We start from the raw sequence: 19,977 nt of genomic DNA, 5'->3' as shown, positions 1-19,977 counted from the left end.
CAAAAAACGAGCAAGTCTACACCGCTCGCCTGGGTAGAACAAAGCTGAGCAAGAACAACGCCGCAGCGGATACCACTATAGACGGTCCTGCCGGGGTGTCCTTGAACCATGATAATGATAGCCCGGCACAGACCGCAATCACGCCCAGCAGGCTTGCGCCCACAGCCATCTGTTCCGGCGAGCGGGCGTGACGTTGTGCCGCAGCTGCCGGAATGATCAGCAACGAGGTAATCAGCAAAACACCGACAATTTTCATCGCCACCGCAATCACGACCGCGATCAGCAGCATCAGCGCCATGCGCAGCGCAGCGACAGGCAGGCCCTCGACTCGCGCCAGCTCCTCGTGAACGGTCATGGCCAGCAATGGCCGCCACAGCGCAACGATCAGCACCAGCACCAGCGTGCTGCCACCCAGAATCCAGGCCAGATCAGCCGGGCTGATCGCCAGCAGATCACCGAACAGGTAAGCCATCAGGTCGATCCGCACTTCGTGCATGAAACTGAGCACCACCAACCCGAGCGACAGCGTGCTCGGCGCGAGAATCCCCAGCAGCGTGTCCGACGCCAGTGGCTGGCGCTGTTGCAGCGTGACCAGCAGCACCGCCAGCAACAGGCAGCCAACGGTCACCGCAATGGTCGGGCTGATGTCCAGCAAAAAGCCGAGCGCCACGCCGAGCAATGCGGCATGGGACAGTGTGTCGCCGAAATAGGCCATGCGCCGCCAGACTACAAAGGACCCGAGCGGACCGGCAACCAGAGCGAGTGCAACGCCTGCGAGCAAGGCATACAGTAGAAAATCAGCCATGCTTGCAGCTGTCTCCATGAACGTGAGTGTGGGGCGCCGCCGGGGCATCGGTCACGACGGCACCATGCAGATCATGGGCGTGGTCGTGATGGTGGTGGTAGATCGCCAGGCTCTGCGCATTCTTGCCGAACAGCTCGACGAACGCCGGATCATGGCTGACCTGCTCGGGATGACCGGAACAGCAGACGTGGCGATTCAGGCACACCACCTGATCGGTGGTGCTCATCACCAGGTGCAGATCGTGGGACACCATCAATACACCGCACCGATGACGGTCACGCAATCGGGTGATCAGGCTGTACAGCTCGGCCTGCCCGGCGACGTCGACGCCCTGCACGGGCTCGTCGAGCACCAGCAGCTCAGGCTCGCGCAACAAGGCACGGGCCAACAGAACACGCTGCATTTCACCGCCGGAAATGCCCTGCAAAGGGCTGTCGATGACTTTTTCGGCACCGACCTCTTCCAGCGCCGACTGTGCAGCCGCACGACTCACGCCGGGCACCAGTTGCAGAAAGCGCAGCACCGACAACGGCAGGGTCTGATCCACATGCAGCTTTTGCGGCATGTAACCGACGCGCAGCCTGGGCTTGCGCCAGACCGTGCCGGAGTCGGGCTTGAGCAAACCCAGCACGGCACGCACCAGCGTAGTCTTGCCTGCGCCATTGGGGCCGATCAGCGTGACGATCTCGCCGGGGCGAACGCTGAGCTGGATATTGTCCAGCACGCTTTGCCCGGACAGAGTGACCGCGACTTGCTCCAGACGTATCAATGCATCCGTCATCAGGCGGCCTTGCAGCCGGAACACACACCGACGATCTCGACCGTCTGGCCTTCGACCGCAAAACCGACGCCGGCAGCAGCATCGACTACCGCATTACTGATTGCAGGGTGCTGCAACTCGATGGCGGCGTGGCACACGCGACAGATCAGAAACTGCCCCTGATGCGCGTGGGTCGGGTGGTTACAGCCGGTGAAGGCGTTGAGCGAGGCGATACGATGGACCAAGCCGTTTTCCAGCAGGAAATCCAGCGCGCGGTACACCGTGGGCGGCGCGGCGCGGCGACCGTCTTCCTCGCTGAGGACTGCCAGGATGTCGTAGGCACCCAGCGGTTTGTGGCTTTGCCACACCAGCTCCAGCACGCGACGGCGCAATGTCGTCAGGCGCAGCCCCTGTTTTATGCACAAAGCGTCCGCTTCGGCGAGGGCCGAATGCACGCAGTGGGAATGATCATGGGGGCGACTGGCCAGGGGAGTATTGGGCATGAGCAGCGACGATATTGGCTAGAGACGTTATTATGTTACCCGTTCCTGGCTTATATGAGTGATTCGAGTGCGCCGTCTTTTCAATCTTGTTGCTGTTTTGTGGGTCAGTCTGCTGATCGTTGCCCCTGCTCACGCCGAGGTCAGAGTGCTGACCAGTATCAAGCCATTGCAGCTGATTGCGGCGGCTGTACAGGACGGCGTCGGCAAGCCGGAAGTGCTTCTGCCACCCGGCGCATCACCTCACAATTACGCGCTGCGCCCATCCGACGTACGGCGCGTGAAGGAGGTCGACCTGCTCTACTGGATCGGCCCGGACATGGAAACCTTCCTGCCGCGCGTCATTCAGGGCCGCACATTGCCTTCGGTGGCCGTGCAATCGCTGCCGGGCATGCACCTGCGCCACTTTGGCGAAGACAATGCCTCCCATGACGACCACGCTCATGACCACGACACCGACGAGCATGATCACGATCATCGGCCCGGCAGCCTGGACTCGCACCTCTGGCTGTCGACGGTCAACGCCCGGGTGATTGCAGCCAAAATGGCTGCAGACCTGAGCGCCGCCGACCCGGCCAATGCCGCACGCTACGCCAGTAATGCAGGGGCGTTCAGCAAGCGTCTGGATGCGCTGGACGCGCGCATCAAAGACCGTGTCAGTGCCGTCACGGGCAAGCCTTATTTCGTGTTCCACGAGGCGTTCGATTATTTCGAAGAGGCTTACGGGCTCAAACATGCCGGCGTCTTCGCCATCGCCGCCGAGATCCAGCCCGGCGCGCAGCATGTAGCTGCCATGCGCGAGCGTCTGAAAGCCGCGGGCAAGACCTGCGTATTCAGCGAACCACCGCTGCGCCCTCGTCTGGCCGAAACGCTAAGCGCCGGGCTGCCGGTCAAACTGGCAGAACTCGACGGGCTGGGCGGCTACACCCAGGCCACTGCGCAGGGTTACGAGCAGGTGCTGCAGAAACTGGCGGATGATCTGGCGGGCTGCCTGAGCAGTCTTTGAGTGCTCAGGCACTTCAGGCACTGCTCGCTCACGCTTGACTGTCGTGCCGACGCGGAGCATTGGCACGACAGTCAAAAGCGGAGCATCCGTCAGAGTGCAAACGGCAACGCGACAGTGGGCGCCTGGCGCTCGGCCAGACGCTGCTCGAACTCCACGGGGTCGTGAATCAGCACGTCCTGGCCAGCAAAGGTCTCGGCGGCGATCAGGCGTGACAGCCAGAAACGCACGCAGGCTATGCGCAGCATGGTGTTCCAGAGCTTTGACTCCGCAGCCGTAAACGGTCGCAGGCCTGCGTAAGCGCCCAACAAGGCGCGGGCGCGGACGGCGTCGAGCTGGCCGTCCTCGCGTGAGCACCAGTCGTTGAGTGCGATTGCCAGGTCGTAGAGCATCGGACCGGAACAGGCGTTGTAAAAATCGATCAGCCCGGTCAGGTGTGTCCCTTCGAACAACACGTTGTCGCGAAACAGGTCGGCATGCAGGTTGGCGCGGGGCAGCGCCATGATCTGCGGTGTGAGGTCTTCGATCTCCTGAAGGCTGGCCTCAAGCAACGTCCGCTGAGCCTCACCCAGGTGCGACAGAAAATTCCGACCTTCACTGAGCATCCAGTCCAGACCCCGATCGGTCTTGCGCTCAAGGATCTGTTCGCGGGTCGCCAGATGCAGATTGGCCAACAGCTCGCCGATCTGCACGCAATGCTGGGTGTTCGGCTCGCTGATGTGCTTGCCGGGCAGGCGCGGCTGCAAAAGCGCAGGCTTGCTCGCCAGTTCCCGCAGGGCTTGGCCGTCGGTGGTGCGCAAGGCGTAAGGCACCGGCAAATCGGCTTCGTGTAGCACGTCGAGCAGTTCGATGAAGAACGGCATCTCCTGAACCGGGCCGCGCTCGACCAGGGTCAGGACAAACTCGCCCTGCTCCAGGCTGATGAAGTAATTGGTGTTTTCACTACCGGCAGCAATGCCCTGATAGTCAAGCAGACGGCCGAGCCCGTAAGGGGCAAGAAATGTTTCCAGCTCGGGCCGAGCCAGTGGGGTAAAAACAGACATATCGGGACTGCCAACAGTTAAGTGAATGTAGGGTGCTGCCGGATAACAGCTACCAGCTGAATATTTCCCACTGCGGGATCAGCATATCCGGTTGGTCCGAACGAATGAAGTTTGGGCTTGTACCATCGGCGCGCACCAGGAAATAGGGTTTGCCGTGCTTCGGGGTGATCTTCACCGCGTACAGGAAGCCGTTCTGGCGGTATTCCTGAATGGTTCTGTCGCCATCAGTGCGAATGGTAACGTCCGGCGCTGCCGAAGGTGAGTCCTCCGCCGCCACGGCAAGCAAAGGGCAAAGTGCCAACAGGCCGGTCAATAACAGTCGATTTACCTTGCGCATGATAACCTTGTCCCTTTGTCGTCAATGGTTCGCGCATTCTAGCGCCGACCCCGCCGAAAAGGTTGATTCTGCTCATGACCCAAGCGCCGCTTGTCCTGGTGGACGGTTCGTCTTACCTCTACCGCGCCTTCCACGCACTGCCTCCCCTGACCACGTCCAAAGGGTTGCCGACCGGCGCCGTCAAAGGCGTGCTGAACATGCTCAAAAGCCTGCGCCGCCAGTACCCGGACAGCCCGCTGGCCGTGGTCTTCGACGCCAAGGGCGGGACGTTTCGGGACGCGCTGTACACCGATTACAAGGCCAACCGGCCCAGCATGCCGGACGACCTGCGCGTGCAGGTCGATCTGTTGCACGCCTGCGTAAAGGGCATGGGCTACCCGTTTTTGTGCGTTGAAGGCGTCGAAGCGGACGACGTGATCGGCACCTTGGCGCGCAGCAGCGCGGCGGCGGATCGCCCGGTGGTCATCTCCACCGGCGACAAGGACATGGCGCAACTGGTCGACGGCCACATCACCCTGGTCAACACCATGACCGGCAGCGTGCTGGACGTCGCAGGCGTGAAAGAAAAATTCGGCGTCGGCCCTGAGCACATCATCGATTACCTCGCGCTGATGGGCGACAAGGTCGATAACATTCCCGGCGTGCCCGGCGTCGGTGAAAAAACCGCCGTCGGCCTGCTGGTCGGCGTTGGTGGCGGGATCAAGGAGCTTTACGACAACCTTGAAAAGGTCGCAACCCTGCCGATCCGGGGGGCCAAGACCCTCGCCGCCAAACTCGAAGAACACCGTGAGATGGCCTTTCTGTCCTACGAGCTGGCGACCATCAAGATCGACGTGCCGCTGGACATCGAGCTGGACCAGCTGCATTGCGGCGAGCCTGATCGCGACACGCTGATGGAGCTGTACGCCGAGCTGGAATTCAAGAGCTGGATCGAAGACTTGCAGCGCGACGCCAAACGCGCCGGGCAGGAACTGCCGGTCGAAGAGCCGACCGTGGCGGCCAAAGAAGCCGCGTACGAAGTGATTCTTGAACAGGACCGGTTCGACGCCTGGCTGAAAAAACTTCAAGCCGCGCCGCTGTTTGCTTTCGTCACTCAGAGCAACGGCAACGACGCTCAGCGTGCGCAACTGGTCGGTCTGTCTTTTGCCATCCAGACCCACGAAGCGGCTTATATCCCGTTGACCCATTCGTACATGGGCGTTCCGCAGCAACTGGATCGTGACACCGTCCTCAAGACCCTCAAACCACTGCTGGAAGACCCGAGCAAGACCAAGGTCGGTCAGCATGCCAAGTTCGCCATCAATCTGCTCGCCAACTGCGCAATCGACGGCGATCAGGCTCAAGGCATCGATTTGCAGGGCGTCCGGTTCGACACCATTCTGGAATCCTACGTGCTGGACTCCACCGCGACCCGCCATGACCGCGACAGCCTGGTGGCCAAGTACCTGACGCACACGCCGATCAACTTCCAGGACATCGCCGGCAAAGGTGCCAAGCAACTGACCTTCGACCAGATTGCCATCGAGCAGGCAGGCAACTACGCCGCTGAAGAAGCCGACCTGACCCTGCGCCTGCATGAGGTCTTCGAGGCGCGTCTGGCGGCAATACCGACGTTGCAGCCCGTCCTCAACGAGATCGAAATGCCGCTTGTCCCCGTATTGGCGGGCATTGAACGCCAGGGCGCGCTGGTCGATGCCAACCTGCTGGGCATCCAGAGCGTCGAGCTGGGCGACAAGATGACCGCGCTGGAGCGCGAAGCCTTCGCGATTGCCGGTGAAGAATTCAACCTGGGCTCGCCCAAGCAGCTCGGCGTGATTCTTTACGAAAAACTCGGCATGCCGATTCTGAGCAAGACGGCAACGGGCCAGCCCTCCACTGCCGAGGCAGTGCTCGCCGAACTGGCGGAACAGGACTTCCCGCTGCCCAAGGTGCTGATGCAATACCGCTCGATGAGCAAGCTCAAAAGCACTTACACCGACCGCCTGCCCGAGCAGATCAACCCGCGCACCGGCCGTATTCACACGTCTTATCATCAGGCCGTGGCCGTGACCGGGCGCTTGTCCTCCAGTGATCCGAACCTGCAGAACATTCCCATCCGCACCGCCGAAGGGCGCCGGATTCGTCAGGCGTTCGTGGCGCCAAAGGGTTACAAACTGCTGGCCGCTGACTATTCACAGATCGAACTGCGGATCATGGCGCACCTTGCCAGGGACGAAGGCTTGCTGCATGCGTTCCGCAACGACCTGGACGTTCACCGGGCAACGGCGGCGGAAGTCTTCGGCGTGGAGCTGGACGGCGTGACCAACGACATGCGCCGTAGCGCCAAGGCGATCAACTTCGGCCTGATCTACGGCATGAGCGCGTTTGGCCTGGCCAAGCAGATCGGCGTGGACCGCAAACAGTCACAGGCCTACGTAGACCGCTATTTCGCCCGCTACCCCGGCGTGCTGGACTACATGGAGCGCACCCGCGCCCAGGCCGCCGAGCAGGGCTTTGTCGAAACCATCTTCGGTCGTCGCCTGTACTTGCCGGACATCAACGCCAAGAACCCGTCCCTGCGCAAAGGCGCCGAGCGCATGGCGATCAACGCACCGATGCAGGGCACGGCGGCAGACATCATCAAGAAAGCAATGGTGGCGGTGAATGGCTGGCTGGAAGAATCCGGCCTGGACGCGCGGGTCATCCTGCAGGTCCACGACGAACTGGTGCTGGAAGTGCGCGAAGACCTGGTCGATCAGATCAGCGAACAGATCCGTCCGCACATGAGCGGCGCGGCAGAACTGGCAGTGCCACTGCTCGTGGAAGTGGGCGTCGGCAACAACTGGGACGAGGCACATTGAGCCAAAAAGGGCGAACTCGTAGGGGAGTTCGTCAAACCTTGTAGGAAATGTGAACTTTTCTTCATTGCTGGAACTTAACCATTTGGACAGGAGTCAGAGGTTTCGATTGATTGAAAAATCCATCGTGCTCCTAGTTGTGTTAAGTGTTGGCATATATCCAGATCCCACCCTAAGGTCTGGACCTTGAGCCCCGGAACTTCCCCCTCCCCATGCGAAGTCCGGGGTCTTTTTTTGCCTGCGATTTACTCCGCAGGCGCCTTGTCTTCCAGCTCCATCCAGTCGGCCAGCACGGTGTAGGCCTCTTCCAGCCCCATGCGCTTGGGGGCCGAGAACAACTGAATGCTCACGGCATCGCCCCAACCCTTGCGAATCTCGGCCTGAACCTTGAGCAGCGTATTCTTGGCTGCGCCATAGGTCAGCTTGTCGGCCTTGGTCAGCAGAATGTGCATGGGCATGTTGCTGGCGATGGCCCAGTCCAGCATCAGCAGGTCGAAGTCGGTCATTGGATGACGGATGTCCATCATCAGGATCAGACCTTTCAGGCTTTCGCGGCTGCCCAGATAAGCTTCCAGGTGGCGCTGCCAGTGCAGCTTGAGCGGGATGGGCACTTTGGCGTAGCCGTAACCCGGCAGGTCGACCAGACGCCGGTCTTCGTCCAGACCAAAGAAGTTCAGCAGCTGCGTACGTCCCGGGGTCTTGGAGGTACGCGCCAGGCTGGCGTGGGTCAGGGTGTTCAGCGCGCTCGACTTGCCCGCGTTGGAGCGACCGGCAAAGGCGACTTCAAAACCCTCGTCATCGGGGCATTGATCGACCTTGGCGGCGCTGAGCATGAACGTGGCCTGTTGGCACAGACCGAGAATGGGGTTTTTGAGCTGCATGTGATTTCCGGTGAAGGCCTTGACTGCATGGGGGTGCGCCAAGAGGTGTCGGTTTCGTTTAAGTGCGTGGGCATATAATGACACACCTGCCACCCGGCCCATACTCGCACCCTGACGGGGCGCTCTGAATGGCGGCTGGAACATTCAGACATGACCTGCTTCACTCCTTATGCAAAAAGGCCTTCCAAGGCCGCCCATTTTTACAACCTCAGCGTTACACTAACGAACTCAGGCTTTCACGCCCGGTCGAAACACCGTCGCTTGAAGGCGATTCATTCTGCTCAGGAGTAAAGCATGCGTAATCTGATCATCAGCGCCGCGCTGGTTGCCGCCAGTCTGTTCGGTATGTCCGCCCAGGCCGCCGAGCCTATCGAGGCCGGCAAACAGTATGTCGAGCTGAAAAGCGCTGTGCCCGTGGCAGAGCCGGGCAAGATCGAAGTCACCGAACTGTTCTGGTATGGCTGCCCGCATTGCTACGCATTCGAGCCGACCATTAACCCGTGGGTTGAAAAACTTCCGTCCGACGTTCACTTCGTTCGTATTCCAGCCATGTTCGGCGGCCCTTGGGATGCCCACGGCCAACTGTTCATCACGCTGGACATGATGGGCGTCGAGCACAAGGTTCACGCAGCCGTATTCGAAGCGATCCAGAAAGGCGGCAAGCGCCTGACCGACAAGAACGACATGGCCGACTTCCTCGCCACTCAGGGCGTCAACAAGGAAGAGTTCCTCAAGACGTTCGATTCGTTTGCGGTGAAAGGCAAGATCGCGCAGTACAAGGAACTGGCCAAGAAGTACGAAGTGACAGGCGTTCCGACCATGATCGTCAACGGCAAATACCGCTTTGACCTGGGTTCTGCCGGCGGTCCTGAAAAGACCCTGGAAGTGGCCGACCAACTGATTGCCAAAGAGCGAGCGGCTGCCACAGCCGCCAAGTAAGCGCCCGTCATGCGCCGCTGGGGCAAAGGTAGCCCGCGTATCGTTGGCCTGCATGATCCGCAGGTCAACGAACATCACCTGACGCAAAGCGGTCTGCCGGAAGACGGCAGGCTGCGTTTGCTCAGCTTCAATATCCAGGTCGGTATCAGCACCCAACGCTATCACCACTACCTGACCCGTAGCTGGCAGCACCTGCTGCCGCACGGCGGACGGGCAGTCAACCTGCAGAAGATCGGCAACCTGATCAACGATTTCGATCTGGTCGCCTTGCAGGAAGTCGATGGCGGCAGCATGCGCTCCGGCTTCGTCAATCAGGTCGAGCACCTCGCTCAACTGGGTGGCTTTCCGTACTGGTATCAACAGCTCAATCGCAACCTCGGTCGCCTCGCCCAGCACAGCAACGGCGTGTTGAGCCGCTTGCGCCCGACCAAGATCGAAGATCATCCGCTGCCGGGTCCGGCCGGGCGCGGCGCCATTCTGGTCCGTTTCGGCGAAGGCGAGGATGCGCTGGTGGTGGTCATGATGCACCTGGCCCTCGGGACGCGCACGCGAACCCGGCAACTGGCCTACATTCGCGAGCTGATCGGTGGTTATCGTCATCAAGTGTTGATGGGCGACATGAACACCCACGCCAACGATCTGCTGGAACATTCGCCACTGCGGGACCTGGGCTTACTGGCACCACAGATCGAAGCCACTTTTCCCAGTTGGCGGCCGCAACGCTGCCTTGATCATATTCTGCTCAGCCCGACACTGACGCTTGAGCGTGTGCAGGTGCTGGCGCAACCCATTTCCGATCACCTGCCGGTTGCTGTCGAGATTCGCCTGCCTGCTTCATTATGTGGGGACTCGCTGCCTGTGCCTTCTGGTGGAAACCTTGCATGAGCGACGACGCGGAGCGTTGGAAAGAGAAGTACCTCAAAGGGATTGAGCAACAGGACAAGCTCGAAAAGCGCTGGGATGCGAGGCTCGACTTGCTGCGCCGCGGTCTGGTGCGCAGCAGTCTGGCGGCAGAAGGTTCGGACCGGGCCGTCGATGAATGCATGAAGGAAATGCGCGAAATCGTCCGCACCGACGACATGGACGCCGGCCTCGCGGCCCTGATCCCGCGCCTTGAAAAAGCCGTGCTGGACTCCGAACATCGTCGTGAAGTACGTGTCGGGCAGATCAGCTCAGCGTTGACTGCGCTGGTCGCTCAACTGCAAGCACTGCCTTTGACGCGAGAAACGCGCAAGCCACTCAAGCGTTTCGCCAAAGACCTTGAAGAACGGGCATCGCAGGCACGCGAACTGCCCTTGCTGCTCAGCGAGTTGAGCAGCCTGCAGGGACAGGCCCTGACCCAACTTGAAAAAAGCGAAGAAGGCCCCCGCCAGGGCTTGCTGCAGCGTTTGTTCGGTGTGCGGGAAGGGCACAGCAGTGAACACCCTCCTGAAGCGGCTCAGGCTGAGACCGTTCAAACCGATGCACCGCCCGCCGTGCAGGAACACCCCGACAAGGCGCCTGAAGCACCCGAACCCGTGACCGGCTCAGTCGCCTCACCCGCGCCAACTGCACCGACACAGACACCGACAGAGGTCGCGGCCCCGGTCATCGAGCACGCCCCAGTGGCGGAGCCTGTCAGCGAAGTCGGCACTCCGGCGCCTGCGGCAACGGTCGAATCCGCGCCCTCCCCGGCCGCCGAACCCGTTGCTCCGCCAGCCCCCGACGTCGCTCCCGAACCGATTGCTGAAAACGCTTATGCCTATGTCGAACCTGTCGACTTCACAGACAGGCTCGCGCCCATCCCCAGCGTGCCTTATCAACAGCGACCCGCGCCGATCATCGTGCCGGTCGACGAACAGGCCGAAAGCACCGCACCAGACGCAGAGGCCACTGAAGGCGAAGACGGCTACTCGCTGCCCTCTTCTCCCGAACCCAGCTACAGCTCGGTGGCTTCTCACATCGAAGAAACCCTGCTGGGCCTGCTCAATGATCTGACCTTGTCGGAACATTTTCGGCCGCAAGTCGAGGACATGCAGTTACGCCTGAAACACGGGCTCAACTGGTACGAACTGCTGCCGATCCTGGATGATCTGGCGGTGCTGATGCTGGCGATCAACAACGGCGGCCAACAGGAATTCGGCATCTACCTCAAGCAGCTCAACGAGCGACTCGAGTCATTCCAGAGCCACTTGCAAGCCGCCAGTGAAGACCATGCCGAGGTGCAGTCCACGGCCCGCGACCTGAACGACCAATTGCGCGAGCAGGTCGGCGGTCTGCAAACCAGCGTTCAGGATGCTTCCGATCTGCCGAGCCTCAAGCAGGTGCTGGATAACCGCCTGGAAGGCCTGCTCAGCACGATGGATCACTACCAACGAAAACGCGACGACCGTGAACGGGAAGTCGCCTCGCGGCTGCAAGGCCTCTCGGCTCGCGTGGCGAGCATGGAGCAGGAAGCGCTGGGGTTCAGAACCCACCTGGAGGAACAACGCCAGAAAGCCTTGATCGACCCGCTCACCGGGCTGGCCAATCGCGCTGCATGGGGCGAGCGTCTCGAACTTGAAATGAGTCAGTGGCAACAGGCGAAAAACAGCCTGCTGGTGGGCATACTCGACCTGGACCATTTCAAACGGATCAACGATGGATACGGCCATCTGGCTGGCGACAAGGTGTTGAAGATCGTTGCCAGCGTGCTTAAAAAACGCATGCGGCCCAATGATTTCCTGGCCCGGTTCGGCGGTGAAGAGTTCGTCATGCTTCTACCGGCCACACCGCTTGGCGCAGGACTGACGTTGCTGGATGAACTGCGAGCGGCAGTCGAAGAGTGCCCGTTCCACTTCAAGGGCGAACGCGTCACGATCACCGTTTCCATCGGGCTCACCGCGCTACGCCAGGGCGAACGAAGCGATACCGCGATAAAACGCGCCGATCAGGCGCTGTATAAAGCCAAGGAAAATGGCCGCAACAGGGTTGAACAAGGCTGACTGAAACATTTTGACTGAACGAATGTTTCGACGTTGAAGCATTTTGCCCGCGTTTTGTTATGATGTTTCATTTCCCGCCGACGCTGCCAATCCCATGAAGCTGTATTTCTCTGCCTTTCTGCTGCTCATTCTCACAGCCTGCTCCAGCGGTCCCAAGCTGGACACCAGCCACCCATCGGTGAACTTCGACAACCGGGTTCAGTATGTCGTCATGCACTACACCTCGGCATCGATGGAGCGATCCCTGCAATTGCTGACCCACGGCGAGGTCAGCAGCCATTACCTGATCGGTGATGACAAGCAGGCCACAATCTACAAACTGGTGGATGAAAACGCCCGCGCCTGGCATGCCGGCGAAAGCGAATGGGAGGGGCGTACGTGGCTCAACTCCAGCTCGATCGGCATTGAAATCGTCAACCCCGGCTTCAAGGACACGCCGACCGGTCGCCTGTGGTATCCGTACACCGAGGCCCAGATCCAGTCGATCACGGTACTGCTCAAAGACGTCGTCAAGCGCAACAGGATCGACCCCAAGCATGTCATCGGCCACAGCGATATAGCACCGCTGCGCAAGCAAGACCCGGGGCCGTTATTCCCGTGGAAACGCCTGGCCGCTGAAGGCCTTGGCATCTGGCCAGACGAACGACTGGTCGCCCAGCGTCAGGCGCTGCTGGCAGTCAACCTGCCGAGCATCAGCTGGTTTCAGCAACAACTTGCCCGACTGGGCTACACCACCCCGCAGACCGGAGAACTCGACACAGAGACCCGTCAGGTGCTGGCTGCTTTCCAGATGCACTACCGCCCTGCCCGCTTCGACGGCGAGCCGGACGCACAAAGCGCGGCTATCTTGCAGGTGCTCAATCACTCGAATTGACGGGCAAACGAGGGGGTTAACCCCTCAAAGCGGCAGCGCCATGTAAAACTGCGTGCCCTGCCCAGGCCTTGAATAAACGCCCATGCGTCCGCCGTGGAGCTGGACGATTTCCTTGCACAGCGCCAGCCCAAGGCCAGCGCCGCCTTTTTTACGGCCGACCTGGACAAAAGGCTCGAAGATTCGTCCCTGCTGCCCATAGGCGATGCCCTCGCCGTTGTCTTCGACACTGATGATCGCGCGTTCACCGTGACGCCTGGCCTGCAAACGAATGAGGCCTTTGGGCGGTGTGTGGCGCAGGGCGTTGTCCAGCAGGTTGTCCAGCACACGTTCCAGCTGGGACTGGTCAGCGTGCAGGCGCGGCAGCGGTTCCTGAATGTCCAGCATCAGCACGATGTCCTGCTCAAGGGCCTGCTCTTCGAACCGGGCCTTGGCTTCTTCCAGCAATGTTTCGATGGAACACGGCGCCAGCTTGAGTTTCTGCAAACCATTCTGATAACGGGAGAAATTCAGCAGGTCATTGATCAGTTGCATCAACCGCTGCATTTCCTCGGTGACCGTGTTGAGCAAATCGGCTTCGCGGGATTCAGGCGCGAAATGCAGCCGCTCCTGTAACAGGCCGAACGCCATGTGCATCCCGGTGACCGGCGTGCGCAGTTCATGCGAAGCCCTTAGTACAAACTCGCTGCGAACCCTTTCGAACGCCCGCTGCTCGGTGACATCGTGCAGGACCATCACAGCGCCCAGGATATGGCCTTTGGTGTGACTCACCGGCGTCATGCTGTAGGTCAGCAATCGCGATTCGCCGTCTATTTCGATGACCAGATCTTCCGGCGCACGCTCCAGCGTCCCGCCGCGCAGGACCAGATGCAATTGCTCATCCAGCTCCGGACGGCTCAATGCAACCCCGAGGCTCTGCCCGAGGCGACTCTCGTCCCACCCGAGCTGAAGCTGGGCCACGGGATTCAAATGCTCAAGATGCCCTTGGCGATCAATCATCAGCAGGCCATCGTCAATGCTGTCGAGCACCGCCTGCAGGCGCTGCTGACCCGCCAGCAGCTCATCGACGTTGGTCGCCTGATGCTGACGCAGGGCCTCAGCCATGATGCCGAAGCGCCGGGTCAGCAGGTTCATTTCAGCGGCCGAAGAAATAGGCAGGGTGACTTCGTAGTCGCCTTCGCCAATACGATCAGCCGCTTTGGCCAACGCTTCGATCGGCGCACCGAAACGCCGTGCAATACCGTGGGCGGTCACAAAACCGATGCACAGCACTGCCAGCCCGACCAGCCCCAACAGGCCCGCGATCCACAAAGCGCGATCCCGGGAATTGATCTCGGCATTGCTGATGTTTTCAAGCGCCTTGCGATGCACATTCAGCAACCCGTTGCGCAACGTATCGAAACTGTCGCTCAGTTGCGGGTTTCCACGAATACCGCGCGGGTCATCGCCGAAGCGGTTCCAGAACTCGATGAACCGTTGGTAATCGCGTTTGGTTGTCTCGAAGCCATTACGCACGTTCTGCTGCGTATCCTGCACCGAACCTTGCTCCAGCAACTCCTCGAACTGAACCTGAGCGTTATGCAGCTCAAGCGTGTTGCGCTGGGAACCGGTCATCATTACCAGCTGATCGCCCAGGTTCTGACGCAGCTTCAAGCCCAGATCGAGAATGGCGAAGTTGTGCTGAATCAATGATTCCTGAGTCCGGGCCATCTGCATGACACTGACGAGCCCCAGCAGCAACCCGAGCAGCGCGACCGTGATCAAGGCCGAAATACTCAGAAAAAGGCGTGTGCGCAGCTTCATGGCCAGTTTCATCGGAGGTCATTCATAGGTTGTACTGTTTGCGTTTGCGGTAAAGCGTCGATGCGTCGATACCCAGTGTCTTGGCCGCCTGATCAAGGGTTTCGCTGGTTGCCAGCACGGCGCCGATGTGTGCTTTTTCCAGTTCGTCCAGGCTCAGCGCTGCGCCCACTCGCGGCGCGTTATTCGTCGGCTGCTCGGCCATGCCCAGGTGGCTGACCTCCACACGCTCCTGCGGACAGATGATGCTGGCACGCTCGATCACGTTACGCAGCTCGCGGATGTTGCCAGGCCAGCGGTAGTTGAGCAGGGCGGCACGTGCCTCGTCACTGAAGCCTCGCGCCGGACGAGCGTATTCCTTGACGAAACGCGCCAGAAAGCGGTCTGCCAAGGTCAGGATGTCTTCGCTGCGTTCCCGCAAGGCGGGCAGATGCAGGGTGATCACGTTCAGCCGGTACAGCAGGTCCTCACGGAAACGCCCGCTGCGCACCATGTCCTCAAGATTGAGGTTGGTGGCAGCCAGAATACGCACGTCCGCACGACGGGTAACAGGGTCACCGACGCGCTCGTATTCCTTGTCCTGAATGAAACGCAGCAACTTGGGCTGCAACGTCAACGGAAAATCGCCGATCTCGTCGAGAAACAGCGTGCCGCCATCCGCCTGATTGACGCGACCCAGCGTGCTTTCGCTGGCGCCGGTGAAAGCGCCACGGCTATGGCCGAACAGTTCGCTTTCCATCAACTCAGCGGTGAGTGACGGGCAGTTAATCGTGACGCAAGACTTCTTGGCGCGCTTGCTCCAGCCGTGTATCGCACGGGCCAGCTCGCCTTTACCGGTGCCCGACTCACCCAGAATCAGGATATTCGCGTCGGTGACCGCGACCTGGCGAGCTGTCTCCAGAATGGCCATCATCGAAGGACTGTGGGAGTCCAGGCCGTCTTTTGGCTTGCGAACCTCACCTTCCAGCGCTTCGAGCCGTGCAGACAACTGTCGCACCTCAAGCTGCTTGGCAGTCGCGAGGCGCAATTGATCGGGGCTGCACGGTTTTACCAGATAGTCGGCTGCGCCGGCCTGGATGGCATCAACAGCAGTATCGACGGCCGAGTGCGCGGTCACGATCACCACGCGCATCCACGGCGCCTGAATGCGCATCTGGGCCAGCACATCAAGGCCGTTGTCTTCGCCCAGACGCAAATCGAGAAAACACAGGTCAAACACCTGGCGCTGCATAAGTGTGTCAGCCTGCGCTGCGCTGTTGGCAGTGGCGACACTGTAACCTTCGTCTTCCAGGCAGTACCGGAAGGTGCGGAGGATGGCGGACTCATCGTCCACAAGCAGAATACGGCCCTGATTCTCAGTGGCTGCTTCCATTTTTCCTACGCTCCTTAATGAATTGTCTCAGTTAGTCTCGGAATCATCGGGCAAGTTGCATGGTCAATTCTGATTGATTCTGCGGCATGCATGTTAGCTGTCTGATCGTCTAATGGCGAACAGGGTGATTAATCCGCATTTATGTCGTTAAAACCGTCTATCCGGAGACGAAATTCACTTCAAAAGGAAAGCCCCCTATGTTTTCGCTGAAAAAGATTGCCTTGATTACCGCCTCCGTCGCGTTGCTCGGCAGCGGCCCGGCTTTCGCCCAGCCCGATCTGCCGACCCAGCTCACCGAGGCGCGTCAGGAAGGTTCGATCTGGACAGCCTTCGCGCTGAACAAGCATTTGAGCCCATTCAAGATCGAAGTGAATGTCGATCAAGGCACCGCCATTCTCAAAGGCAAAGTGGAAGACGAGGTAGATCGCGAACTGGCCGAACGCATTGCGCTGGACACAAAAGGTATTGAAAAAGTCGACAACCAGCTGGAAATCGACCCCTCCGTCGCCAGCGAGCCGGGCACCCGAACCAGCATGGCACAGCGCTTCGAAGATGCGACGCTGGTCGCCACGGTCAAGTCCAAGCTGCTGTGGAGCAGTGTCACCGAGGCACTGAACATCGATGTAGACAGCAAGGACGGCGTCGTGACACTCAAAGGTCGTGCGCAAAGCCCTGAGGCCAAAGAGCTGGCAGGCAGCCTGGCGACCAATACCGACGGCGTGGTCAGCGTCAACAACCTGATCAGCCTGAGCGCCGCCGATTCCATTGCCGCCAAGGCCCAGCCGCAGTCACTGACGCCCACCGAGGAAATGAGCGACGCGTGGATCACCAGCAAAGTGAAAGCAAGCCTGATCTACAGCCGCAATCTGGACGGGATGAACATCAAAGTGGACACCAAGGCGGGAGTCGTCAGCCTCAACGGTGTGGTCGCCAACTTCGCCGAAAAGGAGCTGGCGGTCGAAATTGCACGAAACATTCGTGGCGTCAAAGGCGTCAACGGCGATGCGCTGAAGGTCATGACGCGCAGCGCTGGCTGAGCCGGCGATCATTTGGCCCGGATCTGTTCGTGCAGAACGCACGATTACAAAGGTGTAATCGTGCAGCTTGCTTGTAGGAGCGCTCCGCGAGACTTTATAACCCACTGATTTTATTGAATTTAATAGCGTATAAAAAGTTGGCATGCAGTCTGCAATATCCCTTTCAACTAGGTCGTGACACACAGACCCATCAGATTGATTGCCCACTCAGGTCAGGGGAATTTGCGAATGAACAGCCAGCGTCTTGCACAATTTCGTATGTCTCCCCTGCACATCCAGCAAGGTCTTTTCCTGCTGCTTGCCCTGTTTGTCACTCTGATCGCCATTCAGCAGTTCCAGCGTTGGAGTCAAGCCAACGAGGCAACTCAAATCAAACAGCCATTCATTCACAGTAACAACATCTCCTACCGCGAAGTCAGTGCTTCTGCGAATCGGGATATGTCGTCGAGCGTTCGTCCTGTGGACGGTCTGGTCTCGGTAAATGAAGTTGCGCCGCAGCAAAAATGGGTCTTTTGATCCGATTTGAAAAAAACGCAGCACCCCTATTATTAAAACGGTATCAAAAAGGAGTATCACTATGTTGAGTTGGGCTATCACGTTTCTGATCATCGCCATTATCGCTGCAGTCCTGGGCTTTGGCGGTATCGCGGGCACGGCTACTGGTATCGCCAAGATCCTGTTCGTCGTCTTCCTGGTGATGTTCGTTGTGTCGTTCTTCTTCGGTCGTCGCGGTCGAGGCTAAGGATGCAAACGTCATTTCGCACGCTGGCCGCCGCCCTGTTGTTGGGCGGTAGTGCCATGGCACTGGCTGCCAACGATGGGCAGTCGAGGGTTAACGAGCTTTTGAGCTCTGCCCCTGAGTACCGCACCACCTGGGCGAAGGTCGTCAAGAAGGAAGAGCGGCTGCCAGACTGGGTGATTAACCTGTCAGGCACCTCCGTGCAGCAAATGACGGCAGTTACCGAGGACGGTGACAAGTATCTGGCGGGGCCGCTCTGCGAAACTGCTGATACGTGCAAGAGCAAGCGCCTGATCGTGGCTGTCAGCTTCGACAAGGAAGATGCTTACGCCATGCTGGTTGAAGTGCCTGCAGGCCTGCCCGCAGACAAATCGCCAACCCGTCACGCGACTTACCGCTATTTGGGTGAGCCTGACAAAGGCATGAAGAGTCTGTTGCAAGAGCAATTGCGCAACGACCCGAACTGGTATTGATTCAGCAAGGAAGGCGGCGGCTCCAATAGCCGCTGCCTTTCTGATGTGCGGCCTGAGGAAGGTGCGCGCATGACCAAGGGGCCGGGATGCGTTGATCGAGAGGATCGGCGTGACCTAGGGGTACAGGGAGTACCTCCGCAACGGGCCGGGTCAGGCAAGCTGCCGTGCAAGTCAATGAGGTTGCCTCGTTCTGTCGAGTGCCCCCTATGTCGCTGCACGGCGCTTTATATCCCCTTCGGTTATTCCCGTACTAAATCGCATCCCTCGGCAACATCAGCCCCAGCGGCAGGCGCACCCTCGCCTCCAGCCCGCCACCCGAACGATTCCTCAGCTCGACATTGCCGCCGTGCATGGCCGCAATACGCTTGACGATGGCCAACCCGAGACCGGTGCCCTTGCCACTCCGGGCGCGATCACCGCGTATGAACGGATTGAAAATGGTGTCCAGCTCGGAAGGATCGATACCCGCGCCTCTGTCCAGCACGCTCAGCACGACATAAGGCGCGTTCCTGTCGCCTGAAACGTACGCCGCGACTTCGATACCGTTGCCCGCATGATGACGGGCGTTTCCGATCAGGTTGGTCAACAGGCGTTTCATCGACACCCGGCGTAGCGGGAAGGGCGGAATCGGTTCCAGGCACAGACGAATGCTGTCCTCATCGTTGTTGAAAGGCGCGACGACATCGCGCACCAGATCGCCCAGATCGACTTCTTCGATCTCCTCGTCACGACCATCACGGATGAACGCGAGGAATTGATCGAGAATCGCATCCATGTCCTCGATGTCACGCACCATGCCTTCAGAGAACTCGTTGTCGTTCATCAATTCCAGCGACAGACGCAAACGAGTCAGCGGCGTGCGCAAATCATGGGACACGCCTGCCAGCATCAGCTCGCGCTCCTGTCCGGCCTGCTCGACGTCTTCGGCCATCTGGTTGAAGGCCCGGTACACTTCGGTCATCTCGCTGGGCGTGTCGCTGACCGGCAAGCGCACGCTACGGCCCTGCCCCAGTTGCCGGGCAGCAAACACCAGCCGCTTGAGTGGCTGGTTCAACTGGCGAACAAAGATCCACGCCGACGCGGTGGACAGTAACCCGATGGCCAGGAACCAGCCCAGCACGCTCCAGATTTTCTGACCGCGCAACGGGTGCGGATAAAGCGGCACTTTCAGCCAGCCGTCCCCCAGACTTGGCGCGCGCACCCACAGCGCGGGCGGCGCGTGTACACGCAGACGCACTTCGGTGTCGGCACCCAGCTCGGCCTGCATCTGCCGCTGGTAGATCTCGCTGTACGGCCAGTGCTGCTCACCTTCCGGCACACCCCCGCCAACGACACGAATCAGGCCCGCGGCCTCGGCAATCGCTTCGCGATCATTTTCATCGGCAGCCCAATAAGCGCGCAGGGTCAGCGCGACGCCGTGGCTGTATTGCCTGTCGACCAGCACGTCCTCGTTCATCAGCAGGTAAACCAGCGTCAGCGCCTTGGAAAACAGCACGACGATGAGCACCAGCCAGAGCGTGCGGGAGAAAAAGCTTTGCGGGAACCAGAGCGGAGTCTTCATAACTGCAGCCATACACTTTGCAAGGCGAGCGAGGCTCGCAGGTTTGCCGAACGCGG

Annotated in this window: 19 protein-coding genes; 10 read left to right on the top strand and 9 right to left on the bottom strand. The window is 59.9% G+C overall.

Annotated elements, in window-relative coordinates:
- Positions 1–16: 16 nt before the first annotated feature.
- From znuB to BW686_RS22180, 3 genes are read right to left on the bottom strand one after another with little or no spacing between them, the layout of a single operon-like run.
- Positions 17–805 (bottom strand): zinc ABC transporter permease subunit ZnuB, encoded by a 789-nt coding sequence (gene znuB / locus BW686_RS22190; RefSeq protein WP_084919603.1) that lies wholly within the window; start codon positions 803–805, stop codon positions 17–19.
- A complete protein-coding gene (gene znuC / locus BW686_RS22185) occupies positions 798–1,586 on the bottom strand; it encodes a zinc ABC transporter ATP-binding protein ZnuC (RefSeq protein WP_084919602.1) in 789 nt (262 codons plus the stop codon). The genes znuB and znuC overlap by 8 nt, the downstream gene beginning before the upstream one ends.
- On the bottom strand, positions 1,586–2,068 hold the full coding sequence (locus BW686_RS22180) for a Fur family transcriptional regulator (RefSeq protein WP_005887988.1): 483 nt from the start codon (positions 2,066–2,068) through the stop codon (positions 1,586–1,588). Before BW686_RS22180 ends, znuC begins: the two co-directional genes overlap by 1 nt.
- A gap of 67 nt (positions 2,069–2,135) precedes the next feature.
- Between BW686_RS22180 and znuA the strand changes: the two genes are divergently transcribed.
- Entirely contained in the window at positions 2,136–3,071 is a 936-nt protein-coding gene (gene znuA, locus BW686_RS22175; RefSeq protein ID WP_084919601.1) for a zinc ABC transporter substrate-binding protein ZnuA, read from the top strand.
- 89 nt (positions 3,072–3,160) lie between these two features.
- On the opposite strand, the gene BW686_RS22170 is transcribed toward znuA, so the two are convergent.
- Entirely contained in the window at positions 3,161–4,111 is a 951-nt protein-coding gene (locus tag BW686_RS22170) for a homoserine kinase (protein WP_084919600.1), read from the bottom strand.
- 49 nt (positions 4,112–4,160) lie between these two features.
- The gene (locus tag BW686_RS22165) at positions 4,161–4,448 is read right to left on the bottom strand and encodes a DUF2782 domain-containing protein (RefSeq protein WP_024645121.1); all 288 of its coding nucleotides are present in this window, start codon (positions 4,446–4,448) and stop codon (positions 4,161–4,163) included.
- A gap of 74 nt (positions 4,449–4,522) precedes the next feature.
- On the opposite strand from BW686_RS22165, the gene polA reads away from it, so the two are divergent.
- Positions 4,523–7,288, top strand: a complete 2,766-nt coding sequence (polA, locus tag BW686_RS22160; RefSeq protein ID WP_084919599.1) for a DNA polymerase I — start codon at positions 4,523–4,525, stop codon at positions 7,286–7,288.
- 242 nt (positions 7,289–7,530) lie between these two features.
- Here the strand turns inward: polA and yihA are convergent, their stop codons facing one another.
- A complete protein-coding gene (yihA, locus tag BW686_RS22155; protein ID WP_005731658.1) occupies positions 7,531–8,166 on the bottom strand; it encodes a ribosome biogenesis GTP-binding protein YihA/YsxC in 636 nt (211 codons plus the stop codon).
- A 294-nt stretch (positions 8,167–8,460) separates the two neighbouring features.
- Here yihA and BW686_RS22150 point away from each other — a divergent pair, with 294 nt between their 5' ends.
- The 4 genes from BW686_RS22150 to BW686_RS22135 all read left to right on the top strand — a co-directional run bounded on the left by BW686_RS22150 (position 8,461) and on the right by BW686_RS22135 (position 12,942).
- Complete coding sequence (locus BW686_RS22150; RefSeq protein WP_084919598.1) at positions 8,461–9,105, top strand: thiol:disulfide interchange protein DsbA/DsbL; 645 nt, start codon at positions 8,461–8,463, stop codon at positions 9,103–9,105.
- A gap of 9 nt (positions 9,106–9,114) precedes the next feature.
- Positions 9,115–9,990 carry an endonuclease/exonuclease/phosphatase family protein gene (locus tag BW686_RS22145; protein WP_084919597.1) on the top strand — a complete coding sequence of 292 codons (876 nt, stop codon included), beginning with the start codon at positions 9,115–9,117 and terminating at the stop codon, positions 9,988–9,990.
- The gene (locus BW686_RS22140; RefSeq protein ID WP_084919596.1) at positions 9,987–12,068 is read left to right on the top strand and encodes a GGDEF domain-containing protein; all 2,082 of its coding nucleotides are present in this window, start codon (positions 9,987–9,989) and stop codon (positions 12,066–12,068) included. The genes BW686_RS22145 and BW686_RS22140 overlap by 4 nt, the downstream gene beginning before the upstream one ends.
- 94 nt (positions 12,069–12,162) lie before the next feature.
- Positions 12,163–12,942, top strand: coding sequence for an N-acetylmuramoyl-L-alanine amidase (locus BW686_RS22135; protein WP_084919595.1), 780 nt, complete (start codon positions 12,163–12,165; stop codon positions 12,940–12,942).
- A gap of 24 nt (positions 12,943–12,966) precedes the next feature.
- Here BW686_RS22135 and BW686_RS22130 read toward each other — a convergent pair whose 3' ends face one another.
- Entirely contained in the window at positions 12,967–14,754 is a 1,788-nt protein-coding gene (locus BW686_RS22130; protein WP_084919594.1) for a KinB sensor domain-containing domain, read from the bottom strand.
- Positions 14,755–14,764: 10 nt separating this feature from the next.
- A complete protein-coding gene (algB, locus tag BW686_RS22125) occupies positions 14,765–16,111 on the bottom strand; it encodes a sigma-54-dependent response regulator transcription factor AlgB (protein ID WP_084919593.1) in 1,347 nt (448 codons plus the stop codon).
- Positions 16,112–16,308: 197 nt separating this feature from the next.
- Between algB and BW686_RS22120 the strand changes: the two genes are divergently transcribed.
- From BW686_RS22120 to BW686_RS22105, 4 genes are all read left to right on the top strand, one after another.
- Positions 16,309–17,148, top strand: coding sequence for a BON domain-containing protein (locus tag BW686_RS22120; protein WP_084919592.1), 840 nt, complete (start codon positions 16,309–16,311; stop codon positions 17,146–17,148).
- Positions 17,149–17,376: 228 nt separating this feature from the next.
- Positions 17,377–17,664: a hypothetical protein gene (locus tag BW686_RS22115; RefSeq protein WP_084919591.1), complete on the top strand. Its 288-nt coding sequence runs from the start codon at positions 17,377–17,379 to the stop codon at positions 17,662–17,664.
- Between the two features lie 61 nt (positions 17,665–17,725).
- Positions 17,726–17,890 carry a DUF1328 domain-containing protein gene (locus tag BW686_RS22110; protein ID WP_003380232.1) on the top strand — a complete coding sequence of 55 codons (165 nt, stop codon included), beginning with the start codon at positions 17,726–17,728 and terminating at the stop codon, positions 17,888–17,890.
- A gap of 2 nt (positions 17,891–17,892) precedes the next feature.
- Positions 17,893–18,360, top strand: coding sequence for an inhibitor of vertebrate lysozyme family protein (locus tag BW686_RS22105; protein ID WP_084919590.1), 468 nt, complete (start codon positions 17,893–17,895; stop codon positions 18,358–18,360).
- A gap of 250 nt (positions 18,361–18,610) precedes the next feature.
- Here BW686_RS22105 and BW686_RS22100 read toward each other — a convergent pair whose 3' ends face one another.
- A complete protein-coding gene (locus BW686_RS22100; RefSeq protein WP_003380228.1) occupies positions 18,611–19,921 on the bottom strand; it encodes an ATP-binding protein in 1,311 nt (436 codons plus the stop codon).
- Positions 19,922–19,977 lie beyond the last annotated feature (56 nt).

The sequence above is a fragment of the Pseudomonas syringae genome (genome assembly GCF_002157375.1).
GTDB classification, from domain to species: domain Bacteria; phylum Pseudomonadota; class Gammaproteobacteria; order Pseudomonadales; family Pseudomonadaceae; genus Aquipseudomonas; species Aquipseudomonas syringae_T.
This window is presented reverse-complemented; position numbering and strand designations above follow the sequence as displayed.